Here is a 15,178-nt window from a genome sequence, read left to right as displayed (position 1 = left end):
TGTATTTTGTGCTTTTGATTGTTATCCATAATTGGCATTATATTCGGCATTTGATTGTTATCCATAATTGGCATTATATTCGGCATTTGATTGTTATCCATAATTGGCACGGCATTTGATTGTTATCCATGATTGGCATTATATTCGGTGGCTGGTTGTTATCCATGATTGGCATTTGAATATTTGGCATTTGAATATTTGGCGGTATGACTTGTGGAATAACTACATTTTCTTTCGATACATTTGGCGATACTATATTCCCTACGTTTTCTTTCTTCACTTGTGGTGACACTATATTCCCTACATTTTCTTTTTTCACTTGCGGTGACACTATATTCCCTACATTTTCTTTTTTCACTTGCGGTGACACTATATTCCCTACATTTTCTTTTTTCACTTGCGGTGACACTATATTTCCTACATTTTCTTTCTTCACTTGTGGCGATATTATATTCCCTACATTTTCTTTCTTCACTTGCGGCGACACTATATTCCCTACATTTTCTTTCTTCACTTGCGGCGATACTATATTTCCTACATTTTCTTTCTTCACTTGTGGCGATACTATATTGTTTTTTTTCGTTTGCGGAGAAATGATATTGTTAGGTTTCATTTTACTAATTTGAGGAGCAATTAACTCGCTTCCTTTTTTTATTACATCTGAAATTTTATATTCTTTTTTCGGTTTTATTGGTGGTTGTGGCGGCTGCGGTAATACATTTACCGAAAACTTCGTGTTTTCTTTTTCCGCCGGTTTTTGTTTTTCTATCACAGGTGGTTTTTGAATAACAGACGGTTTTTCAACTGGTTTTTCTTTTTGAATTGGCTGTTCTTTTTGCACCTCTTTTTGCGGTTTCACCTGTATCTCCTTCTGTGGTTTCACCTGTACTTCTTTTTGCGGCTTTACCTGCATCTCCTTCTGCGGTTTTACTTGCACTTCTTTTTGTGTTTGTTGCATAGCTGGCTGCTGTGTAATTGGTGCTGATTGATACGTAACTTCTTCTTCATCTTCTATTCCAAGCGGAGTTGGTGTTGCTGCAAATTCTTTTTGCTGCACTTCTTTTACGTATTGCTTTGGAGGCGCTGAACCTGCTCCAGCCTGTTGTTTCATGTGAACACTCTTGGATGGCACTTTAATTTTCATACCTGGCATAATTAAATCTGGATTACTAAGTTGTGTATTTGTTTTTTTCAACGTGTCAAAATCCACTCCGTACTTTTTCGCAATTTTCCAAAGGGTATCCCCTTTTTGCACGATATGAATTTTCAAATTTTCCCCCTCCTGTATAACTTATCTATAAGTAACAAATCTCATGAAGTAACTCTTTCTAAATAACATTAACTTCTTTTCACTTTTATCACTTCTTCGATTTTCAATATCATTCGAAGCGGAATAAGCATAAAGAACCACAATGATTTCTTCAAAACAATGTATGCCCATTTCGTTCCCGTTATGATTATATGTATGAAAAAAAGCAACGGGAATACCGTTGCTTTACACACGCTCTAACATACGATTTAATGCAAAAACCGCTTCTGTCGTTACTTGTTTATCTACGCTAATAACGTTAATTTCTTCTCCTCTTTCTATCGTTTCAAGTGCCCATAATAAGTGAGGCAGATCAATTCGGTTCATCGTTAAGCACGGACACATAAATGGATTAAGTGAAACAATTTCTTTATCTGGATGTTGCTGAATAATTCGGTTCACTAAATTCATTTCTGTACCAATCGCCCATTTGCTACCAGATGGCGCTGATTCAATCATATCAATAATATATTTCGTTGAGCCTGCATAATCTGAAGCAGCTACAACTTCATAGCAACATTCTGGATGTACAATAATATTCATATCAGGATGATTTTTTCGTACGCTCTCAATGTTCTTCACTGTAAAATTTTGATGAACAGAACAATGCCCTTTCCATAAAATTACTTGAATTTCTTCTATATCCCCATCGTACTCTAATGAATCTGTGTGTGGGTCCCATACTGCCATTTTATCTAACGGGATACCTAAATCGTACGCTGTATTTCTCCCTAAATGTTGGTCTGGTAAAAAGACAAGACGTTCTTTTTGAGTAAACGCCCAAGATACCATTTGCTTTGCATTAGAAGATGTTACTGTTGCTCCTCCGTTACGACCACAAAACGCTTTAATTGCAGCTGTAGAGTTCACATATGTTAACGGAATCATCGTATCTCCAAATAATTTCGTGAGCTCTTTCCATGCTCTTTCTGTTTGTTCAATATCTGCCATATCCGCCATCGAACAACCTGCACGCATATCTGGTAAGATGACAACTTGATCATCTGTCGTTAACATATCTGCTGTTTCCGCCATAAAGTGCACCCCGCAAAACACAATATATTTTGCGTCTTTATTGCTCGCTGCAACTTGCGCAAGCTGAAGTGAATCCCCTGCTGCATCTGAAAATTGTACCACTTCATCTTTTTGATAATGATGCCCTGGAATGAATAACATTTTCCCCATTTTCTCTTTAATTTCACGAACACGCTTTTCCATATCTTCCGTTGACATCGTGTAATAACGCTCTGGTAACATCGTTTCAATTGGCTGTACTTGTTCTAAAATACTCATATACGTTTCTCCCCTCTAAGCCATTTTCCTTATCCTTCAATATTGAAACTAATATCAAGTGCTTTTACTGAATGTGTTAACGCTCCAAGTGAAATATAATCCACCCCTGTTTTTCCGTATTTCGGTAAATCTTCAATTGTGATGCCCCCTGAAGCTTCTGTAACGATAGCACTTGGTACAATTTTTGAAAACTCCCGGATTTCATCTGGCGTGCGATTATCGAACATAATAATATCAGCACCAGCAGCAACAGCCTCTCTCACCTGTTCCTCAGTTTCTGTTTCTACTTCTACTTTCACCATATGTCCTAACTTCTCTTTCACTGATGTAACAGCTTTTGTAATAGAACCAGCAAACGCAATATGATTGTCTTTAATCATGACACCATCATATAAACCGAAGCGATGATTAAATCCACCGCCGCACACGACTGCATGCTTATCAAACATACGTAGTCCTGGCATCGTTTTTCGCGTATCACAAATGCGAGTATGACTGCTATCTAAAGCAAGAACCGCTTTACGCGTCATCGTCGCTATTCCACTCATACGCTGAATAACATTTAATATAACGCGCTCTGCTGTTAATAACGATGCAATTGGACCTTGCACAGTTGCAATGATTTCGCCTTTTTCTACAAGGTCCCCATCTTTTTTATAAAGCTCTACTTCAATTCTCTCATCAATTAATTTAAATCCCGATTCAATTACTAAACGTCCTGCAAAGACCCCTGTATCCTTCGCAAGAAACGTTCCTTTCGAAAGCAAGTTATCTGAAAAAATAAGCTGAGATGTTACATCTCTTTCCCCTATATCTTCTAAAAAAAATCGATTTAATGCTTCTTTAACTTTTATCGTGTTCATAAAGCCCCTCTTCCCCTCATTACACAAGTTGTCGTTTTCTCTTTACTCGAACAATCTCTTTCTTTCCTATATTTCTATCTGGATAATCACTCCGGTAATGCCCGCCAATACTTTCTTCTCTTTGCAAGGCTGACACAACTATAAGCTCACAAACCGTTAACATATTAATAAGCGTTATCTCTTCATTCGTAAGAACATCATGTTGTAATATCATATTTCGAACACCATACTTACTAAGCCATCTCTTCGCATAAGATAAACTTTGCTCTGTTCGCACAATCCCAACATATTTCATCATGCATTTTTGTATTTCTTCTTTCGTCGGTAAATGATTCAGAACGATAAACTTTGCTTCCTTTTCGGCTAGCATGTTCACCTTTTCTTTTGTCTCTCTAGATAAAATGTGTCGTCCGATTCTTTTTCCAAACACAAGACCTTCTAATAATGAATTACTCGCTAATCTATTTGCACCATGAACCCCGTTACAAGCTACTTCACCGACTGCGTATAAGTTCGGAATAGACGTCTCTCCATCACAGTTCGTTTTCACGCCGCCCATGTGAAAATGAGTACCAGGCACGACTGGAATAAGTTTTTTATTTATATCGACTCCATTTGTTTTACATATCGATGACACGGTCGGAAAGCGTTGTTCAAAGTTTTGAATCATTTCGATGTTTAAGTACACTTTTTCACCCGCAAGTAGCTGTTCATGAATAGCCCTTGCGACTACATCACGAGGCGCTAAATCCTGTTCGGAATGTATATCCATCATAAAACGCTGCCCTTTTCCATTTATAAGGACAGCTCCTTCTCCGCGAACAGCTTCGGACACAAGACCAGAACAACGCCCACCCGCGTATAACATCGTCGGATGAAATTGTATAAACTCTAAATCTACAAGCTCTCCGCCTGCACGGTACACCATTGCAAGTCCATCGCCTGTAATCGTCTCATCATTAGAAGTAAAGGCGTATAAACCGCCAATACCGCCTGAAGCTAACACCGTATAATCTGCATTGTAACGTTTCAATTCTCCTTTATTGTTGCGAGTTAAAGCCCCAACACATTTATCTTTTTCTATAATAAAATCGAGCACCATTTCCTGTTCCACTACCGTAACGTATGGAGCTACTTCTTGAATAAGATGCTCTAATAAATTCTTTCCTGTTGCATCGCCACCTGCATGTAAAATACGACGTTTTCGATGCGCTCCTTCTTTTCCAAGATGAGGACCTGTTTCATCTCCATCAAATTTCATTCCATTTTCAATAAGGTTATTAATTTCTTTCGGTCCTTCCTCGACTAAATAACGGACCACTTCTTCATTGTTATAATGACACCCTGCTACTAGCGTATCTTCAAAATGATCATTAGGATTGTCGTATGTAGCTACCGCTGCGGCAATTCCACCTTGAGCTAAATGTGTATTATTATTACGTTTCGTCTCCTTTGTGATAATAATCACATTCTTTTCGTGACAAATCTCTTTTGCAACACGAAGTGCCGCAACGCCACTTCCAATAATTAAGACATCTGCGCTTGGCATAATTGTTGCCTCCTACTTTACACTTTTCAACTGTCTTGACACCTATATTTACATAGTTTTAAAATAATGACAAGAGTTTTTTTATAATTCTTATTTTCACTACCATTTAAAAAGTAAAAGAAATGTAACTCTTACTAGAGAGAGGAACTTACATGATGATATATCTTGACTATGCAGCTACTACACCTATGAGCGAGGAAGCGTTACAAACATATATGAAAGCAGCATCGCAATACTTCGGAAATGAACAAAGTTTACATGATATTGGAGGAACGGCTTCTTCTTTATTACAAGTTTGCCGAAAAACATTTGCGGAAATGATTGGAGGAAAAGAACAAGGAATATTTTTCACAAGTGGTGGATCGGAATCGAACTATCTTGCAATCCAATCACTTCTAAATGCCCGAAATAAGAAGCATATTATTACGACACCTATGGAACATGCATCCATTCGAAGTTATTTTCAATCCCTAAAATCAAAAGGCTATACGATCACTGAAATTCCTGTTGATAAAAATGGACTCATTTGTTTAGTAGATTTAGAGGCAGCTATTACGGAAGATACTGTGCTAGCAAGTATACAGCATGGAAACTCTGAAATCGGAACCGTTCAAAACATTACAGAAATCGGGGCACTTTTAAAAAAATATAATGTTTTATTTCATACGGATTGTGTGCAAACGTTTGGTAAACTGCCTATCCATGTTTTTGAGATGGGGATTGATAGTCTTTCTGTTTCAGCACATAAAATATACGGACCAAAAGGTGTCGGCGCTTGCTACATAAATCCGCAAACTCGCTGGGAACAAGTATTTCCAGGAACTTCTCACGAAAAAGGATTTCGCCCAGGTACAGTGAACGTTCCCGGCATCGCATCTTTTTTAACAGCTGCTGAAAATATATTAAAAACTCAATGGGAAGAAAGTTTACGTTTTAAAGAGTTACGATCCTACTTTTTAGAGCAAATACAAACACTTCCGCTAGAAATTGAAGTAGAAGGTCATTCTACTTCTTGTTTACCACATATTGTTGGGGTTACAATAAAAGGAATAGAAGGTCAATATACTATGCTAGAATGTAATCGCCATGGTATCGCCATTTCCACCGGAAGTGCTTGCCAAGTCGGTAAACAAGAACCTTCGAAAACTATGCTTGCAATTGGAAAAACGTATGAAGAGGCAAAACAATATGTCCGCTTCTCTTTCGGACAACAAACAACGAAAGATCAAATTGATACTACTATTCATGCACTACACACAATTGGAAATCAATTTTATAGAGGTGTTAAATCATAATGAAACAAAATGAACAAAAAAAGATTTTAGGTGAAGAAAGACGACAGCTTATCCTCCAGTGGCTTCTTGCTGCAAATGAACCGTTATCGGGGAATGAACTATCGAAAAAGACGAACGTAAGTAGACAAGTTATCGTGCAAGATATTTCCTTGCTTAAAGCACGAAACGAACCAATTATTGCGACTGCTCAAGGTTATTTATATTTAAAGCCACAAGAGAAGCAACAAACTTTCGAACGCGTAATTGTATGCCAACATAAACCAGCAGAAGTACGTCAGGAACTTACAATGCTTGTTGACCATGGCGTTACGATTAAAGACGTAAAAGTTGAGCATCCTGTATACGGTGACTTAACAGCCTCCATTATGGTAAGCAATCGCTTTGATGTAGAGCAATATTTACAAAAAATCGAAAACACAAATGCTTCCTATCTTTCACAACTAACAGATGGTATTCACTTACATACAATCGAGGCAGATTCTAAAGAAAAATTAGATGCTGCTTGTGAGGCACTGGATAAAGCAGGATTTCTCGTTTATTAATGTAAAGCACAGAGTTTTTATCATTCTCTGTGCTTTTTTAATGCTATAATATTGTAATCAATCGTAAAGGAGATCAAATATGGGAATTGAACTCGTTCACTTTAGCATTGGCAAACCGAAACAAATGAAATATAGCGAAGATAAAGAAATGATTACCGGTATATGTAAAGAACTTACCGAAGAAGCTTTCCTATCAAAAGATGGCTTCCTTGGTGATGATGTGGCAGATTTAAAACACCACGGTGGACCTGATCGCGCAGTTTGTGTGTACTCACACGAGCATTACGCACTATGGGAAAAAGAATTTCAAACAACACTTCCAGCTTCCGCATTTGGCGAAAACATTACCGTAACAAATATGTTAGAGCATGATGTTTGCATCGGAGATACATACAAATTAGGTGAAGCGATTATTCAAGTGACACAAGCGCGCGTACCTTGTAGCACAATTTCAAAACGCCTTGGCATCCCTGGCATACTGCCGCGTATTGTAGCAACTGGATTTACTGGCTACCTATGCCGCGTTCTTCAAGAAGGTACTGTACGTAAAGATTCAAAAATTACATTACTAGAACGTCCATCAAGCAATGTTTCTGTTTTATTCTCTAACGAAATTTATTTTCATAATAGAAAAGATAAAGATGGCATCGAGAAGATTCTTGCTGTTCCAGAACTAGCTGATATTTGGCGTGGTCAATTAGAAGATCGTCTTGCGAAGTTAAAATAAAGAATCCCACCTTCTGCAGGTGGGATTTTATTAATCTATTAAAAAATATATTAGGCAATGAAATGATATTGACGATTAGACAAACACCAACATTCCATCTACATCTTACAACCAATAAGAAGAATAACTCCCCAGCACAGTAACAGAAAAACCGAGTGCTTCAAGTTCCATCGTTACGCCTGGCAATAATACGTCATCGTATGCTTTATCGACATCGATTAAGAAAAAGTAATTTCCAAGACCTGTTTTCATCGGACGCGATTCGATTTTTGATAAGTTTAATTTTCTCCATGCGAAAGCTGATAACACTTGATATAGGGCACCTGCATAATCTGCAGGTAACGTTATCATAAGCGTCGTTTTCTCTCCGCGGTTCTCTCCGTTATTCGGGAGTACTGCTTTCTTTTTCTTATGGAGTACTAAGAAACGTGTGTGATTATTTTTATGCGTATGAATACTACGTCTCACAATTGTTAATCCATATTTTTCTGCAGCCGCTTCATTTGCAATAGCGGCAATTTTCTCTTCAGGATGTTCTTTTACATATTGTGCAGCAGCACTTGTAGATGTCATATCTCGAACAGTTACTCCTTTTAATTCTTCATTTAAAAATTTATGGCACTGTGCAATGGCATGCGGATGAGAATGCACTGCATATACTTCATCCCACACTTCTGCATACTGCGGATGTACAAGTAAATGCTGCTGAATTGGTACTGTAATTTCTCCTACAATGGAAAGCGGCTGCTCATGTACAAGGTAATCAACCGTTATATTCACTGAACCTTCTATTGCATTTTCTAACGGTACAACTGCGAAGTCTACATTTTCATTTGCAGCTGCATCTATACAATCTGGAATCGTTCGATACGGTACATGCTCTGCTTCCGGAAAAAAACGACTCACCGCCATATTTGTAAATGTTGCTTCTGGTCCTAAATATCCTACTCGAATCATCGTCTTTTCCCCTCTTTTTCATTTTCTTACTGTTATACCATACTTTTTTATATTCTTCTATGTAAATTTCGAATATTTAAAAAAGACTAGCATTCGCTAGTCTAAATGTTTCTTATACTCTCTTTGAGCGAAGAAGAAATAAATGATACATGCTGCGATATAAAACAGAATGAACAAACCTACTTTTCTTAATGATCCATCCATAAAAAGCGTATTATGAAACGTATATAATGCAACTGCACTATGCATACTCCCTACTATAATTGGCGCAAAAAATAGCATACATAATTGCCAACGAGAAATTTTCCATACTTCTTCCTTCGTCATTCCAAGTTTAGAGAGTGCACCATACTGCTTTCGGTCCGATGCAATATTATGGAACCATTTAAAATACACGATACTACATGAAGTGAGAAAGAATAATATACTAATAAATGAGCCTACAAATAGAGTAATATCGCCGCCTTCTTTCATATTTACATACAACTCCATATTGCTTCGAAATGCATTATTATTATCTTGTTTTATATGTCTCCGTAAATCTTCATTTAATTTCTTCGTATTTTCTATATTTGATAATGTGTAGCCTCTATATATCATTTTTTCAGAATCAGGAACCTGATTTGCTATACTGTCAAAATCTTCATCATTCATAACGAAGAACAGACCATTAATGTACGAAGGGTGATGGTTAAATTGAACCCCTTCTTTCTGACCGTTAAATACGAATTGATATGGTTGATTCATTACTTGCAATTGAATCTCTTTTTGATTATACACATTCGAATTATTGTATTTATTATAATAAACGAGTGTCACTGTACCTTTTTTAGGACGATACGTTTTCTGTTTTTGTTTCCTTGCTTCTTGGTTATATTCACTTTCTTTTATAAGCGGTACTATTGTTGTTTCTCCCTTATTAGACTGAAAGGATGCATAAACTCCAACAAAACTCATATATTGAAAATCATCATACTCATATTGATGCAGTAATTTTTCAACCGCACCTTCCTCAAAGACTTCATAAGTAGAAATACCTTTTTCTATGTACGAAAACGAGTGTACCCCTCCAGTTCGCCACATATCTTGCATGCTAGAAAAATATAAGAACACCGTACCTGTTGCTGTAACTACAAACGTCGTTGCCATAGACATCAGAAAGAAAAAGCGACCATTTTCCTTCATTCGATGTGACAATTGATTCACTATAAATAAATACGGATATGTATACATAATCTTTTTATTTCGCTTTATCATTTCTAACACTTGGGTAGCTCCATGTGTAAAAGAAAAGTACGTTCCAAAAAAGACAAGTATAGACACAGGGAAAAAGTATATTGCTATCGTAGTCATCGTCACTTGTAGCGCCAACGCATACCCGCCCACTAAACAAGCAAAACCGAATAAACAAAGCCACTTTGATGTTTTCTTCTCTTTTTTATCTGTTCGAAATTCTTTCAATAACCGAATGATTTTTATATTCCATATACGTAAAGCACTTATAAAAGATAACAAAATAAAAACAACCATATATGTAATAAATGTTACACCAATCGCCCTTACGTCAAATATGACAGAGAGTTCTTTCGGAAGCCCCAGTAACATACTAAATACCATAAAAAAGAGTTTTAAAAATATCATACCGAGCACAATACCGAAAATATTCGCGAAGACCCCGATTAAAATTTGTTCGGTCATAATCATTCCTATTACGTTAGATTTCGTTGCTCCCATTAACATATATAACCCTAATTCTTTCTTACGTGCTTCTATGAAAATAGAAGTAGAGTACAAAATAAATATGACGAAAAAAGAAATGATTATAACATTACATATGATAAGTCCCCAACGTACGTTTTGATACCACACCGTCTCTTGCATATACGGATGCACAATGACAGACATATATGCGTAAGAAGCAAATATTGCAAAACAACTACTTAAGAAAAACACTTTATAATTACGCCAATTCCCTTTTATATTTTGCAGCGCTAGTTGCCAAATGTTCATCTATCGTCCTCCTGTAACTTACTACATAGGCAAAAAGCTAGAGGTTCCCCTAGCTTTTTACGTGTTTTAAATATCCTCTTTGCGCGATCATAAAGTAAATGGCAGAAGCTAAAATGTATGCTCCAATTACAAGCGCACCTGATTTCCATAAATCAATATAAAGCATTTTCCCTAACGTATGAAGAGCAACTCCACTATGAATGGAACCGATTAAAATTGGGATAAAGAAGATAACTCCCATTTGTCGAATCGCAATTTTGCGAATTTCTTTATCTGTCATACCGATTCTCTTTAACGATTTAAATTGAATACGATCTTGTTCTTTATCGTTAAACCATTTAAAGTATGTCATACTACAAGCGAAGAAGAAGAACAGTACCGCTACGAAGAAACCGATGAACATTGTAATTGCTCCTGATTCCCTTATATTTTTATAAGCGAGCACTGAGTTGTTTAGTTCCCCTTGTTTATCTGGTGCAATCTCCTTTTTCAAATCTAACACAAGGTCTTCCGTACTTTTCCAGTCTTCTATATAATAACCGTAATATTTCGTCTTTTCTTCATCCGGTACGAGCTTTGCGTATTTCTCAAAATCTTGATCATTTACAATGAGATATTCACTATCATTAAAAACAGAAAATGAAGTTGGGTCATTTAATTGAACAGATTGCTTTTGTCCGTTAATTTTAATTTCATGCGGTTTCGAACGATCTATCTTCATCATATCGTTCGCCATATCCGTTATGACCATCGTTGCACTACCAGGTGCATTATGAACTTCTCTAACTTGCTCTCTTTTTTGTTTACGTACTTCAGCGTTATATTCTTTTTCTGAAACAATCGCCATTGGCATCTCATGTTCACTGTTAAACATCGCGATTTTTTGAGTTCCAGGAAGTTTTACGTACGTTACTTCTCGCGCTTCTTCAAATCCATGTTTTTTTATTAATTCTTTTGCTTTTCCTTCTTTGATGACATTATGCGTATGTATTCCCTTTTCCTCATACGAAATAGCATGCGGGGTACTAGTTGCTGCCTTATAACTCATATCCTCGAAAAATACGTACAGCGTACCAACTGCTGAAGATACAACGGCCGTAATGATAGAAATTACAAATAGAAAACGAGCATTATCTTTCATTTTATAAATAAGATTGCTAAGTACGAACATATTTGGATATGTATAAAAAGATTTTTTTTGTTTTTGTAACGCCTTTAATACAACTGTACTACCTTGTGTAAACAGCAAATAAGTTCCACCTATCGTCAGCCCTACAATCGGTAAAAACAGAATGATAAAATTCATAAATGTGACTTGGAAGCTAAGTACATATGCAACAATAATACATCCTATACCAACTACGCATAACCATGTAAATGCAAAAGGCTCTACTTTTTGTTTTCTTGCTTCTCTTAATAAATCGATAATTTGCAAGCGTCCTACTGTCCAAACGCTAAACAATGATAGGATTAAAAATAGAATAAAGTATACACCTGCTGTAATCAAAACCGCTTTACTATTCCATACGAGTGGAAGTGTTTTATCTATTTTCAATATTACGCTTAATGCTTGGAAGAATAATTTTGAACAAAGCATACCAAGTCCAATACCTATTACAATTGCAATACTACCTAACATCAGTTGCTCTAATATAATCATTCGGCCGAGCTGCGATTTCGTTCCGCCTATTAATGTTAGTAGACCAAACTCTTTTTTTCTTGCTCGTAAAAACGTTGAATTTGCATATAAAATAAAGAGTGCCGAGAAGATGACCACAATATAATTCATCGATTCTAATCCTTTTGTGATCATCTTTCTCATACTAATATTACCGCTTACGACATCTGGATGATAAATAAAAGAAGCATACATGAAAAATACGACAATCGATAAACAACTACTTATAAGAAACGCTTTATAGTTACGCCAATTTCCTTTTACGTTATTAAGCGCGAGCTGGCGAAAGTTCATGATATTCTCCTCCTAGCATTGCAAGTACGTCCAGAATTTCTTGGAAAAAGGCTTGTTTCGTTCTTCCTTTATGTATTTCCGAGAAAATTTCCCCATCGCGTATGAAAAGGATACGTTCACAATAACTAGCCGCTACTGGATCGTGCGTAACCATTGCAATCGTTACTTTCTTTTGCTCGTGTAAATCTTGCAGAGCGCCCATTAGCGATTTCGCTGACTTCGAGTCTAAGTTTCCAGTTGGCTCATCTGCTAAAATTAACGTCGGTTCATGAATGATTGCTCTCGCTGCTGCTGCACGTTGTTGTTGTCCCCCAGATACTTCGTATACTTTTTTATTTAAAATTTCTTCGATGTTTAAAAACTTCGCAATTTCCAGTACTTTCGCATCGATTTCATTTACAGATTTCTTCGCCATTACAAGTGGTAAAATAATATTTTCTTTAATGGATAACGTATCAAGTAAATTAAAATCCTGAAAGATGAACCCTAAATGTGTACGGCGAAACTCCGCTAATTTTGCAGCACGCATTTGATTAATTTCTTCACCATTTACAAGCACATGACCTGAAGTTTGCTTATCAATTGTTGCTAATAAATTTAAAAGCGTCGTTTTCCCGCTTCCTGAAGGACCCATAATCCCTACAAATTCGCCTTCTTCTATTTTAAAATTTATATCATTTAAAGCAGTCGTCGCTACTGAACCTTTTGATTGGTACACCTTCGTTAATCCTTTTACTTCAAGAACACTCATTTCTAATCCCCCTACGTGTTTTCTTCTTACATTTACTATAAGAAAAATAAGAAAAAGAAACGAGTGATTTCCCTTACAAAACGTTTTGTTATCTTACAGTTTTGTCATTTTTCTCATCAATGTATGATATTCTTCATCTTTTGCAAATTGGAACGTGAATGTTGTCCCTTCTCCTTCAGCCGATTGGACATACATTCCATGATGTAAATTATCGCAAATTTCCTTCGTAATATATAAACCCATTCCAGTCGCTTCTCTCGTTTTACGGCCATTTACCCCCGTAAAGAATGGATCAAATATGCGCTTTACATCTTGCTCTGGAATACCGATTCCATTGTCCTTAATATGTAATAACACCTTTTGGTCTTTCTCTTCAATTTGAAATTGAATTTCTTTTTTCTCTGCCGCTGAAATTTTTGTATACTTAATTGCGTTTACAACAATTTGACCTATAGCAATACTTAGCCATTTTCTATCAGAGGCAACCATACAAGTATCTTCTTCAAACATCACTTTCGGAAATACAGACGATTGAATGAAGGATTTCCGATTTTCATTAATAATACCTCGCACGACATCTATAACATTTACTACTTCTACCTTATAATCTTTCGCAAACTGCTCTAGTCTTGCCATATGTAACGCTAAATCTAAACCATTTAGTATACGGTTATTTTCTTCACGAATACTTTCAACTGTTGCTCTTGCCTCACGATGCTCTTTGCCAAACTTTTGCAGCAATAATTCAATAACAGATACTGGTGTTTTCATTTGGTGAATCCATTGGTTCATAAATATCATTTGCTGTTGCTCTTTCGCATGCTGTTTATGAACTTCATTCATATATTGCTGTCTTAATAACGTAAAAGATTCAACGACCATTTCTTGCTCTGATGTATAAGATTCATCAATAAGTAAAGAGTCATGTAATGTATTTCCACCAGTAACATACTTTTCGATCCTCTTTAAAAACACACTCCGTTTTCGGTAATCGTAAATGAGGTATACAGTAAACACAACTGTTCCTAATAAAAGTCCATATAACCACGTACTCCAATCAATGGATTTCTTTTCTAAAAGACTTTGCAACTGCAAAACAAGCCCAAATAAACAAAGGCTAACAATATAAGAAAGTATTAAAGAAAAGCGGTCCATGAGGTAATTTTTAACCTTCATGCCCTTCGCCCCACTCTGTAAGAAGCGCATAACCATATCCACGTTTCGTTACAATTGCATTTTTAATGCCTAGCTCTTCTAGTTTCTTCCTTACACGTTTTACATTTACGGTTAATGTATTATCATCCACAAATGCTACTTCATCCCATAGAGCTTCTAACAGTTCTTCGCGCGTTACATATTGATTCACCTGTTTCATTAAACACTCCAATAAGTAAAACTCATTTTTTGTCAGTTCAGTTTGTTGTCCTTGCCACTCAACAATATGCTGAGACGGGAATAACAACAGTCCATTTACACCTAAACAATCACTCTCAGCAGCAGAGGCATACTCTCCGTAGCCACGGCGAAGCGCACTCTTCACCTTTGCCATTACGATATCTAAATGGAATGGCTTCGTAATATAATCATCGCCGCCATTTTCAATCGCCATTACTTGATCCATTTCCCCTGTTCTTGCAGAAACAAAAATAATCGGCGCATTCGATACAGTACGAATTTGACGACACCAATAAAAACCGTCAAAGTACGGTAAATTAATATCAAGTAACACAAGATGAGGATTTATTTTTACAAACTCATCTTTTATATGACGTAAATCACTTGCTCTAAATGATTGATAGCCATACCTTTCTAAATGCTCCTCTAATATTCCCGCAATTTTCTCATCATCTTCTACAATTAATATTTTATACATGTTCTTTTTCTCCCCATAAAAGAATTCTTCTACATTT

At 36.4% G+C, this 15,178-nt stretch carries 12 protein-coding genes and 1 pseudogene; 3 read left to right on the top strand and 10 right to left on the bottom strand.

What is annotated here, in order from left to right; genetic code table 11:
• Positions 1–1,113 precede the first annotated feature (1,113 nt).
• The 4 genes and pseudogenes from safA to nadB form a co-directional block, all read right to left on the bottom strand.
• Positions 1,114–1,270 (bottom strand): annotated as a pseudogene (gene safA / locus DN404_RS31325) (SafA/ExsA family spore coat assembly protein); the annotation flags it as partial.
• Between the two features lie 225 nt (positions 1,271–1,495).
• Entirely contained in the window at positions 1,496–2,602 is a 1,107-nt protein-coding gene (gene nadA, locus DN404_RS12285) for a quinolinate synthase NadA (protein WP_006927543.1), read from the bottom strand.
• A gap of 29 nt (positions 2,603–2,631) precedes the next feature.
• A complete protein-coding gene (gene nadC / locus DN404_RS12280) occupies positions 2,632–3,465 on the bottom strand; it encodes a carboxylating nicotinate-nucleotide diphosphorylase (RefSeq protein WP_149215099.1) in 834 nt (277 codons plus the stop codon).
• A 19-nt stretch (positions 3,466–3,484) separates the two neighbouring features.
• A complete protein-coding gene (gene nadB, locus DN404_RS12275) occupies positions 3,485–5,014 on the bottom strand; it encodes an L-aspartate oxidase (RefSeq protein WP_001138531.1) in 1,530 nt (509 codons plus the stop codon).
• Between the two features lie 152 nt (positions 5,015–5,166).
• Here nadB and DN404_RS12270 point away from each other — a divergent pair, with 152 nt between their 5' ends.
• The 3 genes from DN404_RS12270 to DN404_RS12260 all read left to right on the top strand — a co-directional run bounded on the left by DN404_RS12270 (position 5,167) and on the right by DN404_RS12260 (position 7,578).
• Complete coding sequence (locus DN404_RS12270; protein ID WP_000973766.1) at positions 5,167–6,309, top strand: IscS subfamily cysteine desulfurase; 1,143 nt, start codon at positions 5,167–5,169, stop codon at positions 6,307–6,309.
• Positions 6,309–6,851: a transcription repressor NadR gene (locus DN404_RS12265; RefSeq protein WP_000812275.1), complete on the top strand. Its 543-nt coding sequence runs from the start codon at positions 6,309–6,311 to the stop codon at positions 6,849–6,851. Before DN404_RS12270 ends, DN404_RS12265 begins: the two co-directional genes overlap by 1 nt.
• A 79-nt stretch (positions 6,852–6,930) precedes the next feature.
• Complete coding sequence (locus DN404_RS12260; RefSeq protein ID WP_000510698.1) at positions 6,931–7,578, top strand: MOSC domain-containing protein; 648 nt, start codon at positions 6,931–6,933, stop codon at positions 7,576–7,578.
• Positions 7,579–7,683: 105 nt separating this feature from the next.
• Here DN404_RS12260 and pheA read toward each other — a convergent pair whose 3' ends face one another.
• From pheA to DN404_RS12230, 6 genes are all read right to left on the bottom strand, one after another.
• Entirely contained in the window at positions 7,684–8,535 is an 852-nt protein-coding gene (gene pheA, locus DN404_RS12255) for a prephenate dehydratase (protein WP_000621701.1), read from the bottom strand.
• Between the two features lie 96 nt (positions 8,536–8,631).
• Positions 8,632–10,545, bottom strand: a complete 1,914-nt coding sequence (locus tag DN404_RS12250; RefSeq protein ID WP_149215098.1) for an ABC transporter permease — start codon at positions 10,543–10,545, stop codon at positions 8,632–8,634.
• Positions 10,546–10,594: 49 nt separating this feature from the next.
• The gene (locus DN404_RS12245; RefSeq protein WP_149215097.1) at positions 10,595–12,517 is read right to left on the bottom strand and encodes an ABC transporter permease; all 1,923 of its coding nucleotides are present in this window, start codon (positions 12,515–12,517) and stop codon (positions 10,595–10,597) included.
• A complete protein-coding gene (locus DN404_RS12240) occupies positions 12,492–13,268 on the bottom strand; it encodes an ABC transporter ATP-binding protein (protein ID WP_000114529.1) in 777 nt (258 codons plus the stop codon). The genes DN404_RS12245 and DN404_RS12240 overlap by 26 nt, the downstream gene beginning before the upstream one ends.
• A 93-nt stretch (positions 13,269–13,361) precedes the next feature.
• Complete coding sequence (locus tag DN404_RS12235; RefSeq protein ID WP_000865400.1) at positions 13,362–14,444, bottom strand: HAMP domain-containing histidine kinase; 1,083 nt, start codon at positions 14,442–14,444, stop codon at positions 13,362–13,364.
• Entirely contained in the window at positions 14,434–15,141 is a 708-nt protein-coding gene (locus tag DN404_RS12230; RefSeq protein ID WP_002082113.1) for a response regulator transcription factor, read from the bottom strand. Before DN404_RS12230 ends, DN404_RS12235 begins: the two co-directional genes overlap by 11 nt.
• Between the last annotated feature and the right edge of the window lie 37 nt (positions 15,142–15,178).

The organism is Bacillus sp. TE8-1 (assembly GCF_008368855.1).
In the GTDB taxonomy this organism is placed as follows: domain Bacteria; phylum Bacillota; class Bacilli; order Bacillales; family Bacillaceae_G; genus Bacillus_A; species Bacillus_A cereus.
The sequence above is the reverse complement of the archived record's forward strand: the minus strand, read 5'-3'. Positions and strand labels throughout refer to the sequence as shown.

Bases quoted from the DNA above. Each gene is read 5' to 3' on its own strand.
- DN404_RS12230 (WP_002082113.1), bottom strand. From the start codon at position 15,141: ATGTATAAAATATTAATTGTAGAAGATGATGAGAAAATTGCGGGAATA.
- nadA (WP_006927543.1), bottom strand. From the start codon at position 2,602: ATGAGTATTTTAGAACAAGTACAGCCAATTGAAACGATGTTACCAGAG.
- nadB (WP_001138531.1), bottom strand. From the start codon at position 5,014: ATGCCAAGCGCAGATGTCTTAATTATTGGAAGTGGCGTTGCGGCACTT.
- DN404_RS12265 (WP_000812275.1), top strand. From the start codon at position 6,309: ATGAAACAAAATGAACAAAAAAAGATTTTAGGTGAAGAAAGACGACAG.
- DN404_RS12240 (WP_000114529.1), bottom strand. From the start codon at position 13,268: ATGAGTGTTCTTGAAGTAAAAGGATTAACGAAGGTGTACCAATCAAAA.
- DN404_RS12270 (WP_000973766.1), top strand. From the start codon at position 5,167: ATGATGATATATCTTGACTATGCAGCTACTACACCTATGAGCGAGGAA.
- DN404_RS12235 (WP_000865400.1), bottom strand. From the start codon at position 14,444: ATGAAGGTTAAAAATTACCTCATGGACCGCTTTTCTTTAATACTTTCT.
- DN404_RS12245 (WP_149215097.1), bottom strand. From the start codon at position 12,517: ATGAACTTTCGCCAGCTCGCGCTTAATAACGTAAAAGGAAATTGGCGT.
- pheA (WP_000621701.1), bottom strand. From the start codon at position 8,535: ATGATTCGAGTAGGATATTTAGGACCAGAAGCAACATTTACAAATATG.
- DN404_RS12250 (WP_149215098.1), bottom strand. From the start codon at position 10,545: ATGAACATTTGGCAACTAGCGCTGCAAAATATAAAAGGGAATTGGCGT.
- DN404_RS12260 (WP_000510698.1), top strand. From the start codon at position 6,931: ATGGGAATTGAACTCGTTCACTTTAGCATTGGCAAACCGAAACAAATG.
- nadC (WP_149215099.1), bottom strand. From the start codon at position 3,465: ATGAACACGATAAAAGTTAAAGAAGCATTAAATCGATTTTTTTTAGAA.